The sequence below is a fragment of the Klebsiella sp. GFKo11 genome, from assembly GCF_056490265.1.
Genome location: NZ_CM151369.1, coordinates 1,650,610 through 1,675,547, shown reverse-complemented (window position 1 = coordinate 1,675,547; position 24,938 = coordinate 1,650,610). Strand labels below are relative to the sequence as shown.

Sequence of the window (24,938 nt, the reverse complement as noted above, 5' to 3'; positions counted from 1 at the left end):
ATTCCGAGGCAAGTGATACAGGTTAAATAAATCGCCCGGCGCATGGCCGGGCGAAGAAAATCAGGAGCCCATGCGGTAGTTAGGCGATTCCTTGGTGATCGTCACGTCGTGAACGTGGCTCTCCTGGATACCCGCGCCGCTGATGCGCACGAATTCCGCTTTGGTCCGTAGGGTGTCGATGGTACCACAACCGGTCAGACCCATACAGGAGCGCAAGCCGCCCATCTGCTGGTGAATGATCTCTTTCAGGCGACCTTTATAAGCGACGCGACCTTCGATACCTTCCGGTACCAGTTTGTCGGCGGCGTTATCGGTCTGGAAGTAGCGGTCGGAAGACCCTTTGGACATCGCGCCAAGGGAACCCATACCGCGGTAAGATTTGTAGGAACGACCCTGATAGAGTTCGATTTCGCCCGGAGACTCTTCGGTACCGGCCAACATGGAGCCAACCATCACGGCAGCAGCGCCTGCGGCAATCGCTTTGGCGATATCGCCAGAGAAACGGATTCCGCCGTCAGCAATAACCGGAATACCGGTGCCTTCCAGCGCTTCAACCGCGTCAGAAACGGCGGTAATCTGCGGAACGCCCACGCCGGTCACGATACGAGTCGTACAGATGGAACCTGGGCCGATACCCACTTTGACCGCGCTGCAGCCCGCTTCCGCCAGGGCACGTGCGCCTGCGCCGGTAGCCACGTTACCGCCGATGATTTGCAGGTCAGGATATTTGGCACGCGTATCACGGATACGCTGCAGCACGCCTTCAGAATGACCATGGGAAGAGTCGATCAGCAGAATGTCAACGCCCGCGGCAACCAGCGCATCAACACGCTCTTCGTTGCCTGCACCCGCACCAACCGCCGCGCCTACGCGCAGGCGACCATGCTCATCTTTACAGGAGTTTGGCTTACGTTCTGCTTTCTGGAAGTCTTTAACGGTGATCATGCCGCGCAGATGGAAGCTATCGTCCACAACCAGCGCTTTCTCAACACGCTTTTCGTGCATTTTGGCAAGCACTACTTCGCGGGTTTCACCTTCACGCACGGTGACCAGGCGCTCTTTCGGCGTCATATAAACGCTGACTGGCTGGTTCATGTCAGTAACGAAACGCACGTCACGACCGGTGATGATACCAACCAATTCATTGTCTTCAGTTACTACCGGATAACCGGCAAAACCGTTGCGTTCGGTCAGCTCTTTGACTTCACGCAGAGTGGTCGTCGGCAGGACAGTCTGCGGGTCGGAAACCACGCCGGATTCATGTTTTTTCACGCGCTTAACTTCTTCAGCCTGGCGCTCAATGGACATGTTTTTATGAATAAAGCCGATGCCGCCTTCCTGTGCCAGGGCAATCGCCAGACGCGCTTCAGTCACGGTATCCATTGCAGCGGAAAGCATAGGAATGTTCAGACGAATGGTTTTCGTCAGTTGAGTGCTGAGATCGGCGGTATTTGGCAAAACGGTTGAATGTGCTGGAACGAGGAGGACGTCGTCAAACGTCAGGGCTTCTTTAGCGATACGTAGCATGGGCAATATCTCGACCTGGGTGGATAAATATTGCCGTGGCATTATACAGAGCGTAACCGATTGCATCTACCCTTTTTTGCAAATAATACTTGCGCTCCCCTCTCAGCAGGTTACTATCGACTGAATAACCTGCTGATTTAGAATTTGATCTTGCTCACATGTTGCCATCTCAATCCCCCTCAATTTACACGGTTAGCCGCCTAAACCAGTCGGTTCGTTTGGTGCTGGAACGTGAAATGGGTCAGGTGTGGATTAGCGGCGAGATCTCGAATTTCAGCCAGCCCTCTTCAGGTCACTGGTACTTCACTTTAAAAGACGATAACGCCCAGGTTCGCTGCGCGATGTTCCGCAACAGCAACCGCCGCGTGACGTTTCGTCCGCAGCATGGGCAACAGGTGTTGGTTCGCGCCAACATTACGTTGTATGAACCGCGCGGTGATTATCAAATCATTGTCGAAAGCATGCAGCCTGCGGGTGAAGGCCTGCTTCAGCAGAAATATGAACAGCTTAAGGCAGCATTGGCTGAGGAAGGACTGTTCGATCAACAGCATAAACAAGCACTCCCCGCTCCAGCACACTGTGTCGGCGTCATTACGTCGAAAACCGGGGCCGCGCTGCACGATATTTTACACGTGCTCAAACGTCGCGACCCTTCCCTGCCGGTGATTATCTACCCGACCGCCGTTCAGGGCGAGGACGCTCCGGGGCAAATCGTTCGAGCCATTGAGCTTGCCAACGCACGTAATGAATGCGATGTGTTAATTGTCGGGCGCGGCGGCGGTTCACTGGAAGATTTGTGGAGCTTTAACGACGAGCGGGTAGCCCGGGCTATTTTTGCCAGTCGTCTTCCAGTAGTAAGCGCTGTGGGTCATGAAACCGATGTGACCATTGCTGATTTTGTCGCCGATCTGCGCGCGCCAACGCCTTCCGCAGCCGCAGAGATTGTCAGCCGTAATCAGCAGGAGCTACTGCGCCAGCTACAATCCGGACAGCAACGTCTGGAGATGGCGATGGACTACTTCCTTGCCAACCGGCATCGTCGCTTTACCCAGATTTTTCATCGCTTGCAGCAACAGCATCCCCAGCTACGCCTGGCCCGTCAGCAAACAGAGCTGGAAAGATTGCGTCAGCGCATGCGTTTCGCTCTTGAGGCGCAGATAAAACGCGCCGACCAGCGCCAGCAGCGTGCCACGCAACGCCTGAATCAACAAAACCCACAGCCGCGTATTCATCGCACCCAGAGCCGTATTCAGCAACTGGAATACCGGCTGACGGAAAACATCCGCGCCCGTTTAAGCGATCAGCGCGAGCGCTTCGGTAATATGGTGACTCACCTGGAAGCCGTCAGCCCACTGGCCACTCTTGCTCGCGGCTATAGCGTAACGTCCTCCAGCGACGGCAAAGTCCTGAAGCAAACCAAACAGGTACAAGAGGGGGATTTACTCACTACCCGCCTCAACGACGGCTGGGTAGAGAGCGAGGTAAAAACGGTGACATCCGTGAAGAAAACCCGGGCGAAGAAAAAGTAACATCGATTACTCTACAGCCACCCACTCCACGCGTTTTTTCGAAATGAGTCCGTGTCCGTTCTGGCAAAAATAATCTACCGCGCCACAAGCTTTTAAAACTTCCAGCGGCTTGTGGCAGTCCGGGCAGCGTGCTTCCACAATAAAATCTTTAGCACAACGATCGCAGTGCGCGATACTGGCTTGTACATCAAGCGGCGTATGGCAAACGGGGCAATTAAATTCCATAGTGACTCCTGACGACGTTTATATTCCACCATTTTATCACGTTTGCAGCGAGTGGGGACCGAGCAGCTGTTGTTGCAACTTGAGGATCATTAATAACAAACAGGCTATCCGTCCACCGCCGAGCTACCGAGTTTCGTTTTATTCACCCTGCATGCTGAATCGCGACTGAGAAAACGCATCATAGATTTTCTCATTGGTAAACGGCGCAAAAGTGGCCCGTTTAGCGGCATCAACCAGCGCGGCACAATATTGTTTGTTACCTTCACTTGTTCTGATGCTATTCAGTTGTCCATCGTAGCTAAAACTCACGTGTATCCTGCATTTTTTGCCCGTCCATCCGTAGCGATCGGGTAGCTGGGACTCTATAGACTCTTTAATCGCCCTCGCCTGCCTGCCATACTCATCTTTGTCAGTGAAACGCCCGGAACTGCAGTCCCCAAGCGCTGTTGTTTTATGGCAATCCGCAGGATGAAGCGGCGCACAGCCGCTGGTAAAGGTGACCAAAATACCCATTATTATCTTTTTCATATCCCTGTTCCTGATTCCTTCTTTTAAATGATTCTCCAAACATTATTTCGGGTACATTATTTTTATCTAAAGGGGACTCCTCGGCTTTGAATGCTACCCGGCTGGTTTGGCGCTGGTACTTCTATGGAAGACGGCCCCGGCCTGAAGTTAATGGTAATAATATTATTCCTGGAGGGCTTGCCTTTAACATATCGCCATTTTTTCATGGCGGCCCTGACCTCGTTATCAAACATTCCGGAAGGGTCGGCGCTTAACAATTGAACGTTAGTGACAAGGCCATTATCGTCTACATCAAATTGCGCCTTAATCTGACCTGAGATCCCTTTTCTCTCAGCTTTAGCTGGATAAACAGGCTTAATACGAGGCTCAATGGGTTGTGATTCAGCGGCATACGTTATGGGGATAATAAACAATATCAGGAGAGCTAAAAATCTTTTCATTTTGACCTCATGTCATAGAAGTATTAATCCTGATTAATTTTTCGCACATTTATACGCCGGCCTCAAGTAGGTTTATTGTTAATCAGCGATTTGGCGATCCCGAGAAATAAAAAAGCCCGACAGATGCGGGCTTTAGGGTCTTCATTCAGGCGAATAGCTTATTTGCTTTTCTTGATATGAATAACAAATAAAGGATAATTTTCTTGATTTATAAGTAATTTTTTATTTATATAAAAAACTTGTGCACACCCTTGTGTACACGAAAAACAAATGTGCTCATCTGCTCTGTGCGATTATCAGTCAATGGTCGCTACTCAATACAATGCCTATCAGTGATTAAAATCACTCCCCGGCAGAACCGGTTATTACTCCGGTTTTGTAGTAATAGTATGTTGTGCTTTCCATTACTCCCGCCGTATCACGATAATCTATTTGATTGCTCGCTAAGCAAATACACTCAAATTCCGCAACCATCTTTAGCAGATCCCAGTAGTAGGTATGATTTTCCGAGTGGTACAACCAGAAGCGAAACTTCATTCCACTGATATCATGCGAGGGGAAACGTTGGGAATTCTCCAGCAGAATTTTGAAATCCTTCTCTCGAATCAACACTTCCGGTCCTATCCATGCGAGATCATGATTTGCATATCGCAAGGAGTAACTGAATCGCCGCCGGTTGTTAGACACTGATTTATGCAGCTTTTTGACAACCAGAATATACGGTAGACCGAACGTAAGGGTAGTCCCTTCAATTTGAATCGGTTCGCCCATTTGTCGTATACCTCCCTCAAATCATTAGCTTTAGCAGAAACCTGCGCTACGGTCTACCGGGACAGCGTGCCATTTAGGACGGCATCAGCGACTTGCTAGGTGTTTCGTAACACGCAACATATTGAATTATGAAAGCTTTAACCTCTGGTTTTAATGCCGCCATACTTCACCATCCGTCCTAACCTGTCCTAAATTCTCGCAACCACCAGCCAGCAAATCACGCCCCCGGAACACTGCGCTTCTTAATCCTTTGCAGATCCCGTTTTGCATAGGCCCGACCAACCGTAAAAAGACGATACTCAGCTACTTTGAGCCGGATAACCTGGAAAGGGTGACGGTGTACGAGCAACGGCAAAACACCACGCAGAGTAACGCGGATTCTCCCGTGGTCTGGTGTAACGTTGTGCGCTATGGTCTTCCGGGATGGTGCCGGGTAATACGTGATACCAGTGGCGCTGATAATTCGATATCAGGCGCGTGCGTGCGGGTTGGCTGAATGCCGCGGCTATGTGTGGAGCCAGTGCGTTAACTCCCTAGCCCGCCTAATGTCACCGCGATGTTCCATGCGGACATTAGCGATAGCCTCGGCTGTTGCCTCAATTAGCTGCCTCTCGGTTAACAGATTCTGAGAGGCTGTTTTGCTGTTAACCTCTCTTTTGTTAACCAGCGTATCAGCCTTTGCTTTCACTTTTGCGGATAGGTCTTTCTCCCACCCTTCTTTCTTTGCCCGCTTGTTAATGAATACGTGGCTGATGCTGTGCTGCGATGCAATTTCACGGAGGGACATCACCCCAGCCCGGTACGCCGTTTCGATGGCCTCCCGGTCGGGCTTTATCATGGCTGCCTCACTACAAATTTAACTTTGTGATACATTAATCTTTCAACGACAAGGAGGAAGCTAATGTCTGATTTAGAGAAAAGAATTAAAGAGCTAGAAATTGAAAATGAAAAAATGCGTCTTGATATCCATGCTCTTCAAGTAGCAATTGTCACCATTTCAACAGTAATCAACGATGGCATTGTGAAGGTCCCGGAGTTGATGTCCAGTGAAGTTGAAAGCAGTCTTAAATTTAATGCGGAATTTCACCATGACGAGGATTACTTTAATGAACTAAAGACTCAGGCCATTCATCTATTAGGCAAGAAATAGTTACCTAAAGTAACTATTTTATACACTGCGTGCGGATGTATTCCTGCAGGTAGCTCACTTGCCCTGTGATGGTGGCGATTCCGGCACGGAGACTCCAATAATCCCGCTCAGCGGAGTCAGTAAGTCGGGGGCTGGAAACATCGCCCACGTCGCCGGCGCCGGTCGTACCTTTCCCCGTTGTTCTGGTCTGCGGGTCGGCTACCAGCCGGCCGTATGCTGAAATTTGAGCCTGTACAGGATTCGATATAAACACATAACGAACTGATTTTATTTAACTATGTAGGTTACGAAAATCATACATACCCCTAAATGTGCCCCCATATATTTTTCTGCGGATGAGAATTGACTATTTATCGTGCAATTTGGGGCTCAGGGTACCTTCTCACATGTCGGTAATATCCACCGGTACAAAATCACGCCCAAATTTATGTGCGGAAAATTTTCTCTATATACATGCAAAATGTGTTGGTTCGGTTGGTTCAGTTGCCTCAAAACGTAAAGACCATTGTTTTGTTTGATTATTTTTCAAAAAAGTGAACCAACACCACCTGATTTTGAACCAACATTTAGCTGGATGAACCAACATTCGCTGTGATTCAAATATCAAAATCACAAATTCAGCCGGTCATTACCGTTACAGATTCTGTTGATGCCATTCTTTGACCATCTCTGAGATGTAGATGAACAACGAAGGTATTCATTGAAACATTGGTCAATATTGATCTTGCACAACGGCATGCTGCGCCCTGTTACAAAAGGTAGGTCAACGATGAACCTTACATAAACACTCAAGAAAGCATTTAAAACAGGAGATATCTGTGGGAAAAGACTCAGAGCCACAAATCATAAATTTAATCGCCTACCCTGGGAAATGGGTCGCGGAGGAGCAGTTAATAGCACTGAAGGGAATCAAAAAAGGGACGCTGAAGAAAGCTCGTGAAAACACCTTTCTCGAAGGGAAGGAATACCGTCACGTGTCTTTCGACTGCGAACCCTGGGACAACAGCCCATGCTTTTATAACATTGACGAAATTGATCGATGGATTGAACTACAGTCCATTGCTCGGCCCCGGCGATATAGATAAGTCTCCGAAAAGTTAGTTTTTCGGTGGATACCAGCCGGGATACCTCACGTTTGGATACTGTCTCGCGAAGCTAGTGAGTCGGTTCTACATACGGGATATTCCCGTATGTGTGGTCCCGGCAAATTTAATACGACCGATCGCCCCTATAGTATGCAGCGCCAACCAGGACGCATGTTTGCCAATCAGCGCAATCCAAATCCGTATCAAACAGTATAAATTTAACACGCATCTTTTTTGGATGACCCTGGTAAATATTTCAACTTCAGACTATCGGCAGCGCGGTTCCTTCAGCCGTCGATACCTCCCAAATTTCCAAAGTATTCCAAAATTTATGACCACCAGCGCCTCACACCAAAAGCGAGGATGGATGGAGAAAACAGTCAGTAATACGAAACCTCATCCGTATAACAGTGTTATACAGTGGTATACTGTATAGACCGAAAACACTGATATGGCGGCCCCTCATGAGCAAATCCAATCTGGTAGCATTCCGCGTTCCGACGGAATTGCATGACGCATTTAATCAGGCTGTAGCGGCGGCCGGTGGAGACAAAACAGCATGGTTTCTCGACGCCCTACGCAGCAAACTGAACCAGCCAGAGAGCAACCCTCAGCTGCGCATGCTTGAGCTGGTGGAGCGAATGGAAGTGGCGTCTGCTGCGCTGGCGGGTGGTAAGCAGGGGATTCCGCCAACCCTGTACAATGAAGCAGCTGTAATCGGGATTGTTGCTGACACTATCAGGGAAGGGTTCGACAATGGCCGAATTATCGCTGAGCGGCTCAATGAGGCCGGTTATCAGACGAAAACAGGCAAGGCGTGGGATAAGGACATCGACAGCGCCTGGAAGCGTCAGGGGCGCAACGCTGAGAAGCTATCGGCAACGCTACAATCGTAGCTCTGGTTTATCTGCGCGGCGCGGCGGGCTTCTTCCACTGGTAGGCTGGCACATTCATCCTGCAGCGGTGGCGCTCTTTGGCCTGCAGCACCTGCGCCACGCCGTTGCGAATGGTGTAAAGAGTGTGACCGTCCACTCCTCCACCGCTCTGCCTGGTCATCTCGAGCAACGTTAATTCAAGCTTGTGACGGTCTAACATGGAAACGCTCCTGTTCATAGCTCTCAACCGGCTGGCTCAGTGCCGGAGTCAATCTTGCCGCAATCTTGCCCCACTCATGGGGTAGGCATTAGGGCAATATTAGTGCGCTCATGGGGTAAGCGGCTTCTGTGCATATATCGGTTTCGTTTTCTGCGCAATTATGCCTTTGATAACTCCCGCAGGAAAGCAGCATCCATCTGCGGTTTTGCATCAGCAACACCATGCTGCAAAAACTCTTTCCTGGCTCTGGGGAGAGTAAACTTCTGCGGGATATTCGGATCTGCTACATAGATTGCGTAATTCGCTGAATATCCGATACGGCCAGTGATGCGCGTCCCGTTAGTAATAACCTCTTTAAACTGCGAGTTAATCAGGGTGCTGGTATCAACTGGCGTATAGATAGCGGCTACCAGCCCGCCTTCATACAGAGCAGCTGTCATTGCACGCGGTAAGCGCCGCCCGGTAATGTCCCTCACCAGCGCATTCATGTTGCTCCGGATTTTGTTCATTCCCCTGCCTTTGATGCCCATTTATCACCTCTTATCTTTGTCTGGTACGCACTGAAAAAACCTTCATTTTGCTGCGTACCGTGCTGCGTACTGCGAACCTAAAAACTTTGACGGCTCAATTCTCATTGTTGTTCTTAGCCCGCTACTGGCGCGAGTTTAAGTATGCCCGCGTTTTAAATCCGTCCAGTACAGTCCAATATTTTAAGGCCGTTTTCGGTGCGAACCTCAATGCGAACCATCATCTTGGCTGGTGGACTGCCGCTTTCTCTCCAGCCAGCGGCGGAATCCCTCTAACTGCCGCGCCTTACCCTCTGGCGTCTTTGCGCCGGTGCTCATGCCGCCATGTAACTTACAGCGGCCAGAAGCGTACAGGGCTGTCATTTTGCAGGGTGTCCCTTTCCTCGTCGTCGCTCCGCACTTCATATCCCTGCAGGCTTCCGGGAAAGGTGTTCCGCCGCCGATATCATCAGCCCACGCACGGTATAGTTTTCGCTTTTCGTCGTTAGTCACGGAACCGCCTTTCAATGTCAGCTTTTGTCACATTCTCATGGGGTAGGCTAATCTTTCGCCATCCCCCATGTTTTGTTTCCCTCTTGCTTAGTAATCGCCAGTAGCCATAAGTCTGTTACCGGTTCTGGCGGCAATGGCTCGTGTCGCAGGGCCGGAGTTATAAGCGTCATTGACAATGATGTTAATCACGTCCTCACCAGAGAGCCCCTTAGAAGCTGACGCCCTTACATCACTTCCGTTATTATTCTGAATAATGATCTGAATGTTCGGAGAGGAGCTTCCGTTTCCGCCTGCTTTAAGGTCATTATTGTTGGCTCCAGTGCTGCTTCTCTGGCTAAGGTATTCACTACCTGTCGATGCCTTTTTGATGGTCTGGGCGCCGCCGGTAACTTCCTTATTGCTGAACATTCGACCTTTTTCACCGGGCACCATAAACATGCCTTTGGAGGTCTGCATAAGCTCAGGCTTGTTACCTTCACCAACCCGGTACATGACACCAGAAGTCATAGGTCCGCCATGTTCCCGACCACCGCCGTAATTGGAACCCCTTATTTGGCTTATGAGGTTAGCCCCCTGAGCGGCGGCAACCGCTATTGCCGGAATGTTGGCGGGCCACGGCAGGGCTGCTGCGTTACTGATTGCCATGACCATATTCATGGTCGCCTGAGCGATAGAGAACGCCTTGCTGACCGCAAAGAGTGTTTTGTAAGCGGCGCTGGATTCCCCGGCGTAGTCACCAACCAGCCCAGCCATTTCGCCGAAAAACTGAGATGAAGATCCGAGTAATTGCGACATGTTCTGTTGTTGCCTGTCGCTCTCTTCGTCCTGGATTTGTCGGCGCTGCATAGAGGCACTTTGAGTAATCGCCGTCTTTGCATCCTCATAAAGCTGCGTGTTCTGCTTATCAATCTCCTGATATTTAGCGAGAGCCTCCAGTTTTTGTTGTTCCTGCAGGTTTACCTGAGCCACAGGGTCAACAGCCTGCCCGGTTGCCGGATCAATCGTGGACTGCGCAGAGGCTATCTCCTGCTTTGCAAACTTCGTTCCTTGCTCTGCCTGCTGCTTCGCTTTCAGAGCGTTTGCTGAGTCCCAGGTGGCCGCTGCATATTTCCCGGCCAGTGCGATCTGCTCCTGCGTTGCACCTTTGCCGAGTGACTGTTGCGCAGTCAGAATGGCTTGCTCTCTGCTTAGCTCTTTAGTTGAGTCAGCCGCCAGTTCCGATTGCTGTTTCAGGTTGGCGAGCTTCTGGGCGATAGACTCGGCCTGATTTGAACCTTTTTTATGCTCAGACTGTATAGCCTTCTGCGCCTGCGTGTTTTTGTACGTTGCGGCGGCATCATCTTCCATCTTCCTGGCGTACGGATCGTCTTTATCAAACCCTGCATCCTCGGCGGCATATTGCGCCTGTAGCCTCGCGCGCGCTTCACCCTGTAACTTAGACAGTGCTAAATTACGTTCAGACTGTTTGATGAGATTCTTCTGGCCAGAAGTTAGGTTATCTACCTCTTTTTTCATAGCGGCAAGATTAATCTGTGCTTCTCCTGCGACTCTCACCAGCTCAGTGAGCCATCCATTGAGCGGGCGTAGCCAGCAAGTTCATTAAATGAGGTTCCGGCACTCGATGCGGACGAGCTCAAATTATCGAAGGCTTTACTTCCATTTTTCGAATCAGCCGAAAGAGCATCAAGAGTACTCTGTACCTTGTCCATCCCCTTGAGGAACGGTAAGACATCAGCGTCAATTTCAATGTAATAATTGCCAAAATTATTACTCATACGCACCTCAGTGTACTGTCGTGGAAGACTGTTTTTTTAAAGCCTTAGTCGTCATGAAGGTAATGACGTAAGCACCATGTTCAGTCAGACGATACTCCGGGCCATCGAGTGAAATTAACCGCAGTAACATTTGATATGCCTCACGTTCAAATGTCGCCCCGTATTGGTTTTTGGCTGCTGAAACTGAGTTATCCACCAGCCCCGCGGCTAAAAGGTGCGTTTCAACATTGCCGCTGACGCCATCAACGGTAATGACATTATCTCCTGTTTCCCGGCGCAGATCGCGGATGTAGGTTTCAGCAATAGCCTCTGCCAGTCGTTGTAGTTGTTCCATTACGCCTCCATTTGTGTGCTTAAAGCGCGTTCCATCAACTGACGCGCGATAACGTGGATGGTGGGAGCAATGCCCAGCGGTGATTTCTTCCGTTCATTTTCCTGCAGCGTCCGGAGTTTCTCGATCTGCTCCAGGCTGAGAAGAACGGGTTTTACGGATGGTGTTGCCATTGCGCACCCCTGATATTTATACAGTAATTATACTTGCAATTTTATCAACACTCATCACATCTAATGCAAAATATGAAACGATTACTTTATCATCAGGATCGATTTCTCTTATCTTCAGAAAATAAAAAACCCCGAATAACGGGGCCTTGGCGGGTTAGTTGTCTTATTTTTTGCAATATTTATTATGGAAGTTCCAGAATGACATCGCTTCGCCAGGTGGCTGCTTTCCTCCACTATATCGAGACCTAAGATATACCCAGTCCTTTTTGTTCCATAGTTGAACAAAACGCATACCCTGACGGCTAATATCGGTATGCCCTGAAACAACACCACAAACAGCCGTTATGCCGCCATTTTTGTACACTTTCACGTCTGAGAATGTCAGATCGATAGGACTAATTCGCGTATCACACTCTATGAAATATGCGTTTCTAAAATGAGGGTCTTTAGCATCGCTCATGAAGCGCCATGCGTCGCACCTCCCTTTGTTAATTTCGAAATAATCCGTAATTTTCGCTTTAACATCGCTGATAATCTTCTCGTCCGGAGGGTCACCACATCCTGCTACGACCAGAGCCGATAAGACCAAGAACCCCGCTAGGTATCTCATTATTTTTCCCTTCATCCCCGAATAGAAAACATCCTATCACCTAATATTCCAGCAAAACGCAAACTACCTATCTGAATGCTCAACTTTCTTCTCCTTGATTCTGAAAGCCTCACCATTTGGCTGCGCTATCCCCATGCGGTGCTGTGTCTCTTTCGCTGCCTTGTGAAGCCCACCAAAATCTTCTGCACGGGCTAGTGGGCGTTTTACCTTCTCCAGGCATTCATCACAACGTCACTTTAACCACTCCCGATCGTTATCAGAAATGGAATCGATTGTTTATGGACTTTGGATGAACCTTTGGCGAAGATTGTCTAACGATCTGCCGCAGCCATGCCTCAACCTAACAAGGAAGACCCCGATGCCATTACCTGAACGCATGAAACCAGCCAAAATCAGCCGTCAGAAACTTAAGGAACTGGCGGATATGGCCAAAGAGATACTGTCGCAAATTGATAACGGCGCTGACGAAGATGATGAAGAGCTAAAAGCAATAATTGATGACTGGAACAGGCAGGTCGTTAATCCGTATGAATTCTCTGATTTCCGTGATTTTTCCTCATGGACCGACGCCAAGAACTTTACCCAGATGGCATTTAATCAGGAGAAATACGTTGCGGATTTAACCTGGGATGAGCTAGTTCAGATAATTAGTTTCGTGTGCAATGCTGAAGGCAAGGAATCGGAACAAAGCTACGCGCTGGGATTGTTGGAGAAAAACTTTGATGCCAATCCGTCCGATCTCATCTACTGGCCTAATGAATGGTTCCAGAATGAAGATATGCTCCATGTAGATTTGACGCCTGAAGAAATCGCCGGATACCTGATGGCAAGATCTGGCCGGCTTCTAAGTGATGCGCCACAAATCGACCTGAGATACCCGACCCCTCCCAGCGCAGCTGGTTAACACTAAGAGATACCAACACTCATGGGCAAAACACGTCACTTCTGCCTATAAATAAGATATAGGCATTTCATGGGGAGGTATGATTTTACATGTAGCGTTCAAACTTCCACGCAGCAACGGCCACCAGCATGAACAGAATGATAGGGACAACACCCAGCCCCCTGCACTTCGTATAGAGAGACACTCCTGCAGAGAGACCAATCAGCGTCAGCGTGACTGGCCAGGTAGCAATTGCCGTCAGGTAGGACACGAACCGGTAGTCTTTTACACTTAGTTCGCATTCTGATTGCCAAAAAAACCTCTACATAAAGCGGGCAGGCGTGGCGGGGATACGAGCGCGCGCTACACTATGTTAACGAAACCCTATGCATCATTTTTGCTCTTTTGAGAATGAGATAGTATCGCGAACTACCAAACACACATTGAGTGATGGTAGAATCAAAGGATTATTAAACTAAATAAGAGCTACTTATGGATATTGAGGTTAAGAATTTTGGTACTATTGCCGATGCACATGTACACATAGGTGGATTGACCGTTATTACTGGCGAAAACGATACGGGCAAGAGTACTATAGGGAAAATCCTTTTTTCTATAGTTAAAGCTATTGCTCGTTATGAATTTGATTTAGAAGAAGATAAGGATGCCAGATTACTTTCCTTAGCAGAGACGTTGTACTTTTCGATTATTCGAAGAACTATTAATATTACAGTAAATCCTCACGTTAGAGATTTGTTTCATCCGAAAAAATTCATAACTCACATAAAAGTAGATCCAATATCGGCATTAAAAGAAAGATACAATGTTTTAAATGAGTTGATGGATAGAAATGATATCTCTGAATTAATGTATTCAAGTGCGAGTTCTAAACTTGAAGAAATGAGGCAGCTTATCGAAGAGCCAGATGATCGTCTTTCTGTTATGAATAGAGCTATCAGCAAGGCTTTCTTTTCGGAATTTCGAGGTGAAATTGTGCCGAGGGGAAATAGTGATTCACTTAAACCAGTAGTTAGGGTAAAAGATGGTGCAACGCCGTTAATAGGCATTAATTGGATAAGCGACACCAAGTTCAAGTTTGATTTCAATGATGAATTAGGATATAGCGACGCGACTTATGTTGAATCTCCAGCCATCATTCAGTATCATAATTTAGCTCAAATGTCGAAAACCCTATTCGAAATTAAAGAAGGGGTTAATGGAAGGGCAACAGTGCCTCTTCACATTAAGGACTTGAGTAATAAGTTGAGTGATTCGATATATAATCTTTATGCTTTCAACGATCTTTTTGAAATTGAACCTGACATTCATAGTACTATCTCTACGCGTATAAATAATGCATTTGATGGTGAAATTACTTACGATAGTGAAAAATATGATTTCCTTTTAACTAGAGAAAACTATACGGTATCTTCATCAAATGTCGCTTCTGGTGTTAAGTCTTTGGGGATTCTTGATATGCTGCTGAAAGGTGGGCATGCCGAGAGTAATCAGCTTTTAATACTTGATGAACCAGAGGTTAACCTCCATCCAAAATGGCAGGTTTTATATTGTGAGTTAATTTGTGATTTAGTGTATTCGGGTGTGGATGTTATAATTACAACCCATAGCCCATATGTAATCGATGCTCTTAAGCATTATGCAGATAAAAAGAGAATTGAAAATAGTTTCTATCTGGCAACTAAATATCCTGGTGAACATCTGACAACTTTCGTTAATATTAGCGATGATATATCTCATGCGATTGATTTGTTAGCTGAACCATTGAGGGTTCTTAGCAAGGATGACTTCGATGATTTCTAATTCTCAAAGAATTTATAATAAGTTGTGTGAAGTGTATCCTGGTGCATTGGAAGATGTTTCTAGTTTGAGTTTTAATTCGGATGGTAATAAACATTTTATCATCTCTGAAGAAGTTGGGTTTAATTTTGACAAGGTCTATAACTTGTCTGCGTGCCATCCGGATGGCAGAAAGGAAAAATCTCCAGATTGTCTTTTTTTGGTCGATGATATTCTTTATTTTGTTGAGTTCAAAGAAGGTAAGCCTAAAAAAGATGATATTCGCATGAAGATTCACGAAGGTATAACGACGTTATTTTGCTTTGTTTTGAAGCATCTTCCTGATATTTCTCGCGACGAATTCTTTAAATTGGATATTCGTTACACTGTCATCATGCGTGATTTCCGAGCAAAAGGCCGAGAAGGCTTTTTACAAGATCTAGAAGCAATATCTAACAAGTTCAATTTGAAGAATATCGAAGGCTTCTTGGTAACTAAAGCATTGGTGAAAGATTCTCCTCAAAGGATTCTTGAATTCTTACATAAAGTTACTTGCGGAAGAGTGGTGCGTATACAGATTAGCTCTGCTGATAATAGTTGCGTGAACGATTTTACTATGTGAAGTTGAGGCTGTGGATTTTCACAGCCTTTACTTTTAGTTCAATAAATACGCGTCGAATCTTATTAGTTTCTCTCCAAACCAACTGTTCATTTCTTCCAGTCGTTTCTGTAATGGTAGTAACTCATTCCTTACAAATACATTAGCTGCCTTCTCCACATCCCCCCCCAACATTACTCGGCATAATCCCCATCATCTGCGGCGGAATGCGGTGCGCCGCCATCATGTCATCGCGGCTCACGTTCTTGATGTTCGAAAACTCATCCTTTGCCGTAACCTCCTACAATGGGATGATCTGAATGCTGTCTTTTGCCATTGGACGAGTACATAAACAAGTTGCGAAAGTCAGGGAGCACTCAAGTGCCTAGCATTCAGCTTACTATCTAAAAATCATCGTCATACGGCGGCGTCTGGTCGTATCCTTCATACCCGGTCGCGGGCGGTTGCTGCTCATGGGCCCGACGTAGGGCATCAGTAGCCTGTCCTTGTTGACCTGCTTTACCGCCTGGGCGTACCGTTCTGGCACTGAGTACACTGTCCGCAATAACCTGATAGCCTTGCTGTGTACCGCCATCCTGACCAGTCCACTGATTGAGCTGCATATTGCCCGCCACGCTGACAAGATCGCCTTTACGATGTTTGGCCAACGCATCAGCCTGCTTACCAAAGGCAATGACACCCAGCCAGAAAGTAGCCTCTCCGTTGTCTGCCGCATTACAGGGCAGAGCTACCGCCAGGCGGGCCATAGCCATGTTCGTACCTTTACCCGTTGTTCTGGTCTGCGGGTCGGCCACCAGCCGGCCGTATGCTGAAATTTGAGCTGTCATCGCTGTGATCCTCTCTTCTGATGCCCTGTACCTGATTCAGTGTTGGTTCAAAATGGTAGTTTGTTGCCTCAATGTTGGTTCATTTTTTAAACATGAAATCTTATTAAACAGATATATATAACTACTGAGGCAACTGAACCAACTGAACCAACACCTAAACTACACACATGGAAGAATGCTTTTACTCTGGCTGGTCGTCGTCCGGCAGATACTGCAGGACATAAACCCGAATCTGTCGCCCATCAATGCGTGGTGACTTCCTCTGGAACCCCCGGCCTGAAGTCGGCGGTGTCAGCATGCCGGCTTTCTTCAGTACCTCTGCAAACTGGCGGGAGTTAAAGCCGCGGGCTATCTCCCCTTCGAAGGCTGCCGGGAAGGTGTAGAACACCATTGGGTCGGCATCATGGCCGCCTTTCTGCCGGTATCCCGCCATGTTGGAGATGGGCAGACTGGTTGGGTCATACGGGAACGGTGCAAAGCGGCTCATGCCGTAGGCGTTCAGAAATGCCTCGGTCTGCTCGATAATCTGCTGATGCTCTTTATTGCCGGTAGAGGTTCAGAATGTCGGCGACATCCTGCTTAGAAAGCCCGTAGTGTTGGTTGACTGCGGCCATGTGGTTCACAAACTGAATCACCTTCAGTACGTCACCACGACACGCAAACCGGTAACGCATGTGCGCACCGATACCATCAGGGTTTTTCTCTTCCAGGCGTTCCAGACAGATATCAAGCTCGCGCTCAAGCTCGCTCGCATAGTTGCGGCCAGATGAGAGCCGGCAGTAACGCAGGATATCATTTTCTGTCCACCCACCAGCCCCACAGCGCAGCATGTAGGTACGGGCACGGTGTTTCTTCGGAATGCGCTTTGAGACTTGAACGGTGCAGGCTGGTGGCGTAACATCAGATCCGCGAGTATCTGTGTTAGCCGCCTGTAATGGGCGGTTTTCTTTTTGCATCAGACCACCTTCCCGCGGCGCTCTGCCAGCCAGTTGTTAATCTCTACCGCATTAAAAGCAGTGATTTTTTCCCCCAACTTAACGGGAGATGGAATGTGCTTATCGCGAACCCAGCGATCCAGCGTGGCTACGTGAATGCCGAGGTGCTGAGCCAAGCGGAAGCGTCGAATATAACCACTGGATGGAATTGTTACGCTATGTGTTTCTTGCTCTTGCATATGCCCTGTAACCCCTCTGTTTCGGTTTATGCGTCGTTACAGGGCTTATGCTATACAGCAGGTATAATGATGGGTAAGTGTCTGAAAATTGTTTTTGTAGGTTTCTATTTTATCTACCTAACTCTCTTCAGAGTTTGTTCCGTTCATAGCATCTCGAAGGCATTTAACAATCTTGTCCTCCCCTAAGGATACTGATTTCTCATTCCTACCTTCCACTATCCGTTTAGCCCATGCCACTTGAGTAACATCCCCTCTTTTACCTTTGCATGATTCAGGGTCTTTAAGCAGCCAGTAGATGGCTGCTTTATAGACTTCCTCCCTCTTCCTTGCCGACACTTCTATATTGCCGTGGGGCTTAATTTCTTCAGCGCCTTTCATGCTATCGGCCTCATCTACGTCATCCAAGATATTGCCAAGATCGTTGGAGTTTATTAGTTCAGCCCCGTTCTCAATATGGTTGTATAGCTTCCCTAACCAATACCTGGAAACATAAACATCGGCAACAGTAATTGATTGATATGTTAATTTTTTATTAAGAGCATTCACGATCTCCTCTGGAGTCAATTCTTTTGCCTTAACAACCATGGGGAGTGTTTTTTCTTTAAAAACCTCATGTGGTCTAAGAAAGGCCAGAATTCCATTATTTAAATATAATTCCCTATGTTCATCAGGGTAAAGCAGGGAGTCAATTTCGATCTCTCCCTTCATATACAATTTGCTTACATCCTTTTTGGGAATAGCCCACAAACCACATGCCCACCCCTTAACATACAACTTGCTATCATCCCTATATATTTCAGTTTCCAAGCGGTCAGGGTAAAAGTAAGTAACCCTACGAGATCCACTGAGTCTCACCTCATTCTCACTGGTCAGCAAAGAATCGAATAAATTCTCGCTTGAAATTTCAGTTAATGATTTGAATGAAAGGAAGCTAGGGAAGTATTCAAGCCGCACGCTAAGTCGAATCGAGCCGACCTCAGCCCAATGGAAAATGTCATCGATACCGCAACCCAACATAGAAGCCGCTTTATCAACATGGCAGAATTCAAGAGGGAGATATTTAGTTTTTTTCTCGGATGTGTTCATTCGCTTTCCCACTAAGTGTTATGACTATTTAGCGCGATGAATAGGAGTAACGTTGTATTCTTCTCCGCTTTCTAGGGCAACAAGCAGATCGGCCCATTTCGCCAGCGCAGCTTTGCGCTCGTCAAAGTATTGATGCCTGTTATAGATGCCCTCTATCCCGGGTATTTTGTGGTTAAGGCAACGTTCGGCTATCACCGGGTCAATGCCTATCGCGGCCATCTGGGTGCGCATGGTTCGCCGCAGGTCGTGGATACTGAACGGCTCTACGTCAGCCATCTCTTTCAGAACGGACGGCATAACCATATTCAGCGTGGCCCGGCTAACATGCGCCGTTGTTCTGGCTCGTCTGGCCGGGATTAACCAGCGGCTATCACCGGCAAAAAGTCGAATCTCTTTAATCCATTCGATCACTGGCGCCGGCAGCGGAATATCGATGTCATCGCCATTCTTTGCCCGCGAGCCAGGGAGGCGCCATACCTCATTATCAAGGTCGAACTCCGACCATTCGGCGGCGCACAACTCCATTTTACGCACCCCAAGCGCCAGAATAATCTTGAACGTCAGCTCATTCTCTCTACTGATTCCGCGGCCACGGCGTAGCGCCTTGAAGAACATAACCAGCTCATCACGGCTTAATGCGCGTTTTCGCCCCTGCTCTTTCCCACCAGCGTCTTTCGAGCCAAATGATATGGCTGGGTTCACTTCAATCATCCCGCGCACTACGGCGTAATCAAACAAGCGTTTGAGCATACGAAGTACATCATTGGCTACAGTGGGAGATCCCCGCTCTAAAACATCCTGCAGGACGCTATCAACGTGCCGCGGGCGAACGTCCTCTACCTTCATCTTTCCGATGAGCGCAACGATATTTTTTTGCAGGCTGCTGCGGAAAAGCTCCGGGTGTTTGTAGGTGGTTTCTATCTGGCGGGCGTAATACTCAGCTGCGAGCTCTGAAACGTGTATGGCGTTCTTCTCGGCCTCAATCTTCGCTATTGCCTCAGCTTTGCGTTCCTGCTTCTCTGCGGCTACGTCATACCCGAGCGCAACCCGTGCGGATAGCTCTTTCGCTATATCTCGGGCTTTTGCCAGTGAGAAATCGGAATAAGAACCGATCATCATGGTGCGGGCCTTCCCCACCAGCTTGTACCGATACCGCCAAAAAGGAGTTTTATCCTCTTTTCGAAACCTCAGATATAGGCCGTCGCCATCGGCCCGCCCCTCGAATCGTTCGTCGCTTTTAATCCACGCGCGGATCTGCATGTCTGTGAGTTTTGTCATGTGCCGACACCTGAAAAACCTTACTGTTATCCGGCTGGGTACACAGTGAAAGGTACCCAAAATGATTGGAGGTATACCCAAAATCACAGATTTTCATTATGGGCACACCTCTGTGTACACGCCAATCATGCGCTTTGTTGCGTCTTTATGATAGCCCATGATAACAAAAAAGCCCGACATATGCGGGCTTTGGGGGGTTCGTGCTGGTGGGTGAATCGTCCTGATAGCTTATTTGCTTTTCTTGATGTGCTTGATTAGGCGCTTGCGCTTACGCATCTGGTTCGGCGTCAGGGTATTACGTTTATTAGCAAACGGGTTTTCCCCTTCTTTGAACTGGATACGAATCGGCGTGCCCATCACTTCCAGCGATTTGCGGAAGTAGTTCATCAGATAGCGTTTGTAAGAATCCGGCAGGTCTTTAACCTGGTTACCATGGATGACCACAATTGGCGGATTATAACCACCGGCATGAGCATATTTCAGCTTCACACGACGACCGCGTACCAGCGGCGGCTGATGATCCTCTGCCGCCATGGTCATAATACGGGTCAGCATCGCGGTACCCACACGACGGGTTGCGCTGTCATACGCTTCGCGTACGGATTCAAACAGGTTGCCTACGCCGCTACCGTGCAGTGCGGAGATAAAGTGCACGCGAGCAAAGTCGATAAAGCCCAGACGGAAGTCCAGAGTTTCTTTAACCTGCTCTCTGACTTCCTGGCTCAGACCATCCCATTTGTTGACGACAATCACCAGCGAACGGCCGCTGTTGAGAATAAAGCCCAGCAGGGACAGATCCTGATCGGAAATACCTTCGCGGGCATCAATCACCAACATCACCACGTTGGCGTCTTCAATCGCCTGGAGGGTTTTGATAACTGAGAATTTCTCTACGACATCAGTGATTTTGCCGCGCTTACGCACGCCCGCGGTATCGATGAGTACGTATTCACGCTCATCGCGCTGCATCGGGATATAAATGCTGTCGCGAGTGGTGCCGGGCATATCGTAGACCACCACGCGGTCTTCACCCAGAATGCGGTTGGTGAGCGTTGACTTACCGACGTTCGGGCGACCAACAATTGCCAGCTTGATCGGCAGATCCTGCGGGTTAAAGTCATCTTCCGGCTCTTCAATTTCTTCGCCGTTCTGCTCAGCTTCAAACTTTGCCCAATATTCTGCGTCTTCGTCCACTTCTTCTGGCGGGTTTACTTCGTCAACCCACGGCAGCAGGACGTGCTCCAGCAAACTGGTCACACCGCGACCATGCGAAGCAGCAATCGGATAAATTTCACCCAAACCCAATGACCAGAAATCAGCAACTGCCTGATCGGCATCGATACCGTCAGTTTTGTTCGCCACCAGGAAAGTCGGTTTTTCGCGAGAGCGCAGATGCTTGGCGATTGCTGAATCCGCAGGCATCAAGCCCGCGCGCGCATCGACCATAAACAACACCACGTCCGCTTCTTCAATCGCCAGCAGCGATTGTTCTGCCATCCGCGTTTCTACACCCTCTTCGTTACCGTCGATCCCGCCGGTATCGACACAGATAAATTCGCGACCTTCTACTTCAGCACGACCGTACTTACGGTCACGAGTCAGCCCCGGAAAATCCGCGACCAACGCATCACGAGTGCGCGTTAAACGGTTGAAAAGCGTGGATTTTCCAACATTAGGGCGCCCGACAAGCGCGACCACAGGTATCATGTTAAATGCCTCTTACAAAAATCGATACAACGTCGCTTTTCACGACGTTTCTAAAAAAGTCAAAACGGCCCCTGTCTGCCAGGGGCCGTTTCTCAAAAACAAACTACTGCTGTACTTAACGCGTAACTGCGTACAGCGTGCCGTCTTTGGCCTGAATCAGCAGTTTACCGTCGGCAACTACCGGGTCGGTCAGGAAGCCGGAGCTATCCATTTTCTGCTGGGCCACAAAGTGACCATCTTCCGGGTTGAGCCAGTGCATATAGCCTTCGCTATCGCCGACGACCAGATTTCCATTATACAACACCGGCGCAGTTAACAGGCGATGCAGTAGATCGCTTTGCGTCCACAGCGTCACGCCACCGTCAGTGGTCAGCGCCAGCACACGGTCATTCTGGTCAACCAGGTAAATACGGTTGCCATCAACAATGAAATCGTTCACTGAACCCAGCTCGCGTTTCCACATAATCTGGCCGCTACGCAGATCCAGCGCCGTCAGGTTGCCGTTATAGGCCAGCGCATAAATGACGCCGTTAACGATAACCGGAGTTGTATCGACGTCGTTAAGGCGGTCGATTTCAGTCGGGCCGGTCGCGGTAGAGATACGCTGCTGCCAAATCATCTGGCCCTGCTGCATCAGCACAGCGCTTACGCGACCGTTGTCACCACCAACAACGGCAGCACCGTAGGCGGTAGCGGGAGCGGATTCACCACGCAGGGAGAGCGCTGGCATATCAAGGTTGACGGTCCATTTTACTGCACCATCAGCCTCGTTCAGAGCCTGCAACTGACCGTTGGTCGTATGAATCAGAACCATGCCGTCGCTCACCACCGGACGAGAAATGGCTTCACCCGCCACGCTAGCTTCCCACGCGACGGTGCCATCGCTGGTATTCAGCGCAAAGACTTTGGCTTTTTCACTACCGATATAAACATGACCGCCAGAAACGGTCACGCCGCCGGAAAGCAGTGCAGGCGCGCGGGAGAACCAGCCGTCTTTCTCTGCCAGGTTAACCGACCATACTTCTTTACCGTCACCTGAATTCAGAGCTTTAACGGTGCCTTTCCGATCGGCGGCATAGACAACGCCATCGGCAAACGCCGGGTGAAGATTAGAGTAAAATTCGCCGATACCGCCGCCAACTGAGGTGCTCCAGGACGTGGACGGCGTAAACTGGTTTTCCACCGTCGGCAATGGTGACATTTTCACCACATCTTCTTCGCTATTAAACAGCGAACAACCGCTCAATAAAGTAACGGAAAGCAGCCCTGGCAAAAGTAATTTACGCAATTGCATCGAGTCCCTCTCAGATGGACAAATTATTTATTTTCATACGCATCATTTCGCTGAGCGCTGGTGAAGCATCACTTTTCTCGCCCGCTTCCCAGGCCGCTTTAGCCCCTTGCTTATCGCCTTTACTCAGCAGGATCTCACCGCGCAAATCAGCGACAATTGAGGTCCAACCTTCGCCTTTAACGGCATCAAGGGTTTTTAACGCGGCATCAGGCTGCTTTAGCTGCAGCTGAACGCGAGCAAGACGCATATTGATAACCGATTTCAGGTTATCATCAGAAGCGGCTGTCAGCCCCTGCTGAAGCTGCTTTTCAGCGTTCTGCAGGTCGTTCTTATCGACAAACTGCTGCGCCAGCTCAAGAGACGCAAACGCACCATAGGTGTTTTTACTGTCAGCGGCAAATTTCTGCGCCGCGTTCAGTGCTTCTGGCTTATCCGATTTAAGCGCGGAAATCGCATTCTCATAGGCCAGAGACGAACCTCTGGCAGTGTCCAACTGATGGGATGTCCAGTAGCGCCAGCCAACCAGTGCGCCAACGCCCAAAACCACTCCGACGGCCAGCGCTTTGCCATTTTCGGCAAAGAAACGCTTCAGCGCATCGACCTGATCGTTTTCGTTATCGTAAGTTTCCACGCAGTCCTTCTCCTGACTAATGATTCCCGGGAGATTAACCCAGAAGTGTGCGCAAATGCGCGGCAACGCTATCCTGCGTTACGGTAGTTTGCTCACCTGAGCGTAAATCTTTCACTACCACGTTTCCGTCAGCGACTTCTGACTCACCCACCACCAGAGCAATACGAGCGCCCCATTTATCCGCACGGGCAAACTGCTTCTTGAAGTTGCCGCCGCCGTGGTTGGTCATCAGCTTAACGCCGGGTAACGCATCGCGAACCTGTTCAGCCAGACGCATAGCAGCAAACTGGGTATCGGTTCCGGAGGCTACCAGGTATATATCGACAACAGGATCTGCTTTAAATTCCGGATTTACTGCCTGGACCAGTAAAACCAGACGTTCCAGCCCCATAGCAAAACCCACGCCAGGGGTTGCGCGACCACCAAGTTGCTCAACCAGACCATCATAACGGCCCCCGGCACAAACAGTGCCCTGTGAACCAAGGCTGGTCGTTACCCACTCAAACACAGTGCGGTTGTAATAGTCGAGACCACGCACCAGGCGCTGGTTCACGGTATAGCTGATACCGGCGGCATCCAGCAGAGCGCACAACCCAGCGAAGTGCTCTTTAGACTCTTCGTCAAGATAGTCACCAAGCGCTGGCGCGTCGTTCAGCAGCGCCTGTACGTCCGGGTTTTTGGAATCCAGTACGCGCAGCGGGTTGGTGTACATGCGGCGTTTACAGTCTTCATCAAGCTTATCTTTAAACTGCTCAAGGTAAGCCACCAGCGCATCGCGATAGTTGGCGCGAGCCTCCAGCGAACCGATGGAGTTCAGCTCCAGCGCAACATGGCTGGAGATACCGAGCTCACGCCACCAGCGAGCGGTCAGCATAATCAGTTCGGCATCAATATCCGGCCCCTGCAGACCGAACGCTTCCGCGCCAATCTGGTGGAACTGGCGATAGCGCCCTTTTTGCGGACGCTCATGGCGGAACATCGGCCCGATGTACCACAGGCGCTGTTCTTGATTGTACAGGAGACCATGTTCGATACCGGCGCGTACGCAGCCAGCCGTACCTTCCGGACGCAGCGTCAGGCTATCGCCATTGCGGTCCTCAAAGGTGTACATCTCTTTTTCAACCACGTCGGTGACTTCACCGATCGCGCGTTTGAATAACGGGGTCTGCTCTACAATCGGCATACGGATTTCGCTGTAACCGTAGCTACCGAGCACCTGCTTCAGTGTGCCTTCAATGCGCTGCCAGAGAGCGGTTTCGCCCGGCAGATAATCGTTCATGCCGCGGATGGCTTGAATGTTCTTTGCCACGTTTATTCTCTTTATATATACAAAAATGAACCCCGGCGCCTCGCGCCCGCAGGTTCAATCATACACGGGAAGCGT

At 49.1% G+C, this 24,938-nt stretch carries 32 protein-coding genes and 4 pseudogenes; 8 read left to right on the top strand and 28 right to left on the bottom strand.

Annotated elements, in window-relative coordinates; genetic code table 11:
* Nucleotides 1-60 precede the first annotated feature (60 nt).
* Nucleotides 61-1,527, bottom strand: coding sequence for an IMP dehydrogenase (gene guaB / locus AC07P6_RS08190; RefSeq protein ID WP_110272117.1), 1,467 nt, complete (start codon nt 1,525-1,527; stop codon nt 61-63).
* 158 nt (nt 1,528-1,685) lie between these two features.
* On the opposite strand from guaB, the gene xseA reads away from it, so the two are divergent.
* Complete coding sequence (gene xseA / locus AC07P6_RS08185) at nt 1,686-3,056, top strand: exodeoxyribonuclease VII large subunit (RefSeq protein WP_478316006.1); 1,371 nt, start codon at nt 1,686-1,688, stop codon at nt 3,054-3,056.
* A 6-nt stretch (nt 3,057-3,062) separates the two neighbouring features.
* Here the strand turns inward: xseA and AC07P6_RS08180 are convergent, their stop codons facing one another.
* The 5 genes from AC07P6_RS08180 to AC07P6_RS08160 all read right to left on the bottom strand — a co-directional run bounded on the left by AC07P6_RS08180 (nt 3,063) and on the right by AC07P6_RS08160 (nt 5,183).
* Nucleotides 3,063-3,281 (bottom strand): zinc ribbon domain-containing protein, encoded by a 219-nt coding sequence (locus AC07P6_RS08180; protein ID WP_304252759.1) that lies wholly within the window; start codon nt 3,279-3,281, stop codon nt 3,063-3,065.
* A gap of 138 nt (nt 3,282-3,419) precedes the next feature.
* The gene (locus AC07P6_RS08175) at nt 3,420-3,809 is read right to left on the bottom strand and encodes a cell envelope integrity TolA C-terminal domain-containing protein (protein ID WP_478316005.1); all 390 of its coding nucleotides are present in this window, start codon (nt 3,807-3,809) and stop codon (nt 3,420-3,422) included.
* A gap of 62 nt (nt 3,810-3,871) precedes the next feature.
* Nucleotides 3,872-4,249 (bottom strand): TonB family protein, encoded by a 378-nt coding sequence (locus tag AC07P6_RS08170; protein ID WP_478316004.1) that lies wholly within the window; start codon nt 4,247-4,249, stop codon nt 3,872-3,874.
* Between the two features lie 342 nt (nt 4,250-4,591).
* Nucleotides 4,592-5,020 carry a hypothetical protein gene (locus tag AC07P6_RS08165; protein ID WP_478316003.1) on the bottom strand — a complete coding sequence of 143 codons (429 nt, stop codon included), beginning with the start codon at nt 5,018-5,020 and terminating at the stop codon, nt 4,592-4,594.
* A gap of 73 nt (nt 5,021-5,093) precedes the next feature.
* Entirely contained in the window at nt 5,094-5,183 is a 90-nt protein-coding gene (locus tag AC07P6_RS08160; protein WP_478316002.1) for a DUF2280 domain-containing protein, read from the bottom strand.
* 105 nt (nt 5,184-5,288) lie between these two features.
* On the opposite strand from AC07P6_RS08160, the gene AC07P6_RS08155 reads away from it, so the two are divergent.
* Nucleotides 5,289-5,516, top strand: a complete 228-nt coding sequence (locus AC07P6_RS08155) for a hypothetical protein (RefSeq protein ID WP_478316959.1) — start codon at nt 5,289-5,291, stop codon at nt 5,514-5,516.
* Between the two features lie 18 nt (nt 5,517-5,534).
* On the opposite strand, the pseudogene AC07P6_RS08150 reads toward AC07P6_RS08155, so the two are convergent.
* Nucleotides 5,535-5,858, bottom strand: a pseudogene (locus AC07P6_RS08150) (hypothetical protein); the annotation flags it as partial.
* 63 nt (nt 5,859-5,921) lie between these two features.
* On the opposite strand from AC07P6_RS08150, the gene AC07P6_RS08145 reads away from it, so the two are divergent.
* Nucleotides 5,922-6,170, top strand: coding sequence for a hypothetical protein (locus tag AC07P6_RS08145; RefSeq protein ID WP_478316001.1), 249 nt, complete (start codon nt 5,922-5,924; stop codon nt 6,168-6,170).
* A gap of 13 nt (nt 6,171-6,183) precedes the next feature.
* Here AC07P6_RS08145 and AC07P6_RS08140 read toward each other — a convergent pair.
* Nucleotides 6,184-6,351, bottom strand: a pseudogene (locus AC07P6_RS08140) (lysis system i-spanin subunit Rz); the annotation flags it as partial.
* A gap of 661 nt (nt 6,352-7,012) precedes the next feature.
* Here AC07P6_RS08140 and xisR point away from each other — a divergent pair.
* Together xisR and AC07P6_RS08130 are read left to right on the top strand one after the other, a co-directional pair.
* Complete coding sequence (gene xisR, locus AC07P6_RS08135; RefSeq protein WP_478316958.1) at nt 7,013-7,255, top strand: excisionase family protein; 243 nt, start codon at nt 7,013-7,015, stop codon at nt 7,253-7,255.
* A 464-nt stretch (nt 7,256-7,719) separates the two neighbouring features.
* Entirely contained in the window at nt 7,720-8,151 is a 432-nt protein-coding gene (locus tag AC07P6_RS08130; protein ID WP_478316000.1) for a hypothetical protein, read from the top strand.
* A gap of 7 nt (nt 8,152-8,158) precedes the next feature.
* Here the strand turns inward: AC07P6_RS08130 and AC07P6_RS08125 are convergent, their stop codons facing one another.
* From AC07P6_RS08125 to AC07P6_RS08085, 9 genes are all read right to left on the bottom strand, one after another.
* The gene (locus AC07P6_RS08125; RefSeq protein WP_478315999.1) at nt 8,159-8,350 is read right to left on the bottom strand and encodes a hypothetical protein; all 192 of its coding nucleotides are present in this window, start codon (nt 8,348-8,350) and stop codon (nt 8,159-8,161) included.
* A 158-nt stretch (nt 8,351-8,508) separates the two neighbouring features.
* Complete coding sequence (locus AC07P6_RS08120) at nt 8,509-8,880, bottom strand: hypothetical protein (RefSeq protein ID WP_478315998.1); 372 nt, start codon at nt 8,878-8,880, stop codon at nt 8,509-8,511.
* 204 nt (nt 8,881-9,084) lie between these two features.
* Entirely contained in the window at nt 9,085-9,240 is a 156-nt protein-coding gene (locus AC07P6_RS08115) for an HGGxSTG domain-containing protein (RefSeq protein ID WP_478315997.1), read from the bottom strand.
* A gap of 216 nt (nt 9,241-9,456) precedes the next feature.
* Nucleotides 9,457-10,884, bottom strand: coding sequence for a hypothetical protein (locus tag AC07P6_RS08110; protein WP_478315996.1), 1,428 nt, complete (start codon nt 10,882-10,884; stop codon nt 9,457-9,459).
* 35 nt (nt 10,885-10,919) lie between these two features.
* A complete protein-coding gene (locus AC07P6_RS08105; protein ID WP_478315995.1) occupies nt 10,920-11,144 on the bottom strand; it encodes a hypothetical protein in 225 nt (74 codons plus the stop codon).
* Nucleotides 11,145-11,151: 7 nt separating this feature from the next.
* Nucleotides 11,152-11,478, bottom strand: a complete 327-nt coding sequence (locus AC07P6_RS08100; RefSeq protein WP_004213174.1) for a hypothetical protein — start codon at nt 11,476-11,478, stop codon at nt 11,152-11,154.
* Nucleotides 11,478-11,648, bottom strand: a complete 171-nt coding sequence (locus tag AC07P6_RS08095; protein ID WP_042934036.1) for a hypothetical protein — start codon at nt 11,646-11,648, stop codon at nt 11,478-11,480. The genes AC07P6_RS08100 and AC07P6_RS08095 overlap by 1 nt, the downstream gene beginning before the upstream one ends.
* 163 nt (nt 11,649-11,811) lie before the next feature.
* Entirely contained in the window at nt 11,812-12,258 is a 447-nt protein-coding gene (locus AC07P6_RS08090) for a hypothetical protein (RefSeq protein WP_478315994.1), read from the bottom strand.
* Between the two features lie 63 nt (nt 12,259-12,321).
* Nucleotides 12,322-12,474 carry a PerC family transcriptional regulator gene (locus tag AC07P6_RS08085; protein ID WP_478316957.1) on the bottom strand — a complete coding sequence of 51 codons (153 nt, stop codon included), beginning with the start codon at nt 12,472-12,474 and terminating at the stop codon, nt 12,322-12,324.
* A 142-nt stretch (nt 12,475-12,616) separates the two neighbouring features.
* On the opposite strand from AC07P6_RS08085, the gene AC07P6_RS08080 reads away from it, so the two are divergent.
* From AC07P6_RS08080 to AC07P6_RS08070, 3 genes are all read left to right on the top strand, one after another.
* A complete protein-coding gene (locus AC07P6_RS08080) occupies nt 12,617-13,162 on the top strand; it encodes a hypothetical protein (RefSeq protein ID WP_478315993.1) in 546 nt (181 codons plus the stop codon).
* A 471-nt stretch (nt 13,163-13,633) separates the two neighbouring features.
* Nucleotides 13,634-14,962: an AAA family ATPase gene (locus tag AC07P6_RS08075; protein ID WP_478315992.1), complete on the top strand. Its 1,329-nt coding sequence runs from the start codon at nt 13,634-13,636 to the stop codon at nt 14,960-14,962.
* A complete protein-coding gene (locus AC07P6_RS08070; protein WP_478315991.1) occupies nt 14,952-15,560 on the top strand; it encodes a hypothetical protein in 609 nt (202 codons plus the stop codon). The genes AC07P6_RS08075 and AC07P6_RS08070 overlap by 11 nt, the downstream gene beginning before the upstream one ends.
* A gap of 33 nt (nt 15,561-15,593) precedes the next feature.
* Here AC07P6_RS08070 and AC07P6_RS08065 read toward each other — a convergent pair.
* The 11 genes and pseudogenes from AC07P6_RS08065 to hisS form a co-directional block, all read right to left on the bottom strand.
* Nucleotides 15,594-15,904: pseudogene (locus AC07P6_RS08065) on the bottom strand (phage portal protein); the annotation flags it as partial.
* A gap of 36 nt (nt 15,905-15,940) precedes the next feature.
* Entirely contained in the window at nt 15,941-16,384 is a 444-nt protein-coding gene (locus tag AC07P6_RS08060; RefSeq protein WP_087847302.1) for a single-stranded DNA-binding protein, read from the bottom strand.
* A 181-nt stretch (nt 16,385-16,565) separates the two neighbouring features.
* A pseudogene (locus AC07P6_RS08055) lies at nt 16,566-16,934 on the bottom strand (DNA primase); the annotation flags it as partial.
* Entirely contained in the window at nt 16,924-17,340 is a 417-nt protein-coding gene (locus AC07P6_RS08050; protein ID WP_478315990.1) for a hypothetical protein, read from the bottom strand. The pseudogene AC07P6_RS08055 and the gene AC07P6_RS08050, both read right to left, overlap by 11 nt.
* Nucleotides 17,340-17,558, bottom strand: coding sequence for a helix-turn-helix transcriptional regulator (locus tag AC07P6_RS08045; protein ID WP_478315989.1), 219 nt, complete (start codon nt 17,556-17,558; stop codon nt 17,340-17,342). The genes AC07P6_RS08050 and AC07P6_RS08045 overlap by 1 nt, the downstream gene beginning before the upstream one ends.
* 117 nt (nt 17,559-17,675) lie before the next feature.
* Nucleotides 17,676-18,644, bottom strand: a complete 969-nt coding sequence (locus AC07P6_RS08040; RefSeq protein ID WP_478315988.1) for a hypothetical protein — start codon at nt 18,642-18,644, stop codon at nt 17,676-17,678.
* 24 nt (nt 18,645-18,668) lie between these two features.
* A complete protein-coding gene (locus tag AC07P6_RS08035; protein WP_478315987.1) occupies nt 18,669-19,922 on the bottom strand; it encodes a tyrosine-type recombinase/integrase in 1,254 nt (417 codons plus the stop codon).
* Nucleotides 19,923-20,150: 228 nt separating this feature from the next.
* Nucleotides 20,151-21,629: a ribosome biogenesis GTPase Der gene (der, locus tag AC07P6_RS08030; RefSeq protein WP_182207541.1), complete on the bottom strand. Its 1,479-nt coding sequence runs from the start codon at nt 21,627-21,629 to the stop codon at nt 20,151-20,153.
* 115 nt (nt 21,630-21,744) lie between these two features.
* Nucleotides 21,745-22,923, bottom strand: coding sequence for an outer membrane protein assembly factor BamB (gene bamB, locus AC07P6_RS08025; protein ID WP_110272112.1), 1,179 nt, complete (start codon nt 22,921-22,923; stop codon nt 21,745-21,747).
* Nucleotides 22,924-22,933: 10 nt separating this feature from the next.
* Entirely contained in the window at nt 22,934-23,554 is a 621-nt protein-coding gene (locus tag AC07P6_RS08020; protein WP_112215472.1) for a YfgM family protein, read from the bottom strand.
* A gap of 34 nt (nt 23,555-23,588) precedes the next feature.
* Nucleotides 23,589-24,863, bottom strand: coding sequence for a histidine--tRNA ligase (gene hisS / locus AC07P6_RS08015; protein WP_182207542.1), 1,275 nt, complete (start codon nt 24,861-24,863; stop codon nt 23,589-23,591).
* Nucleotides 24,864-24,938: the final 75 nt, after the last annotated feature.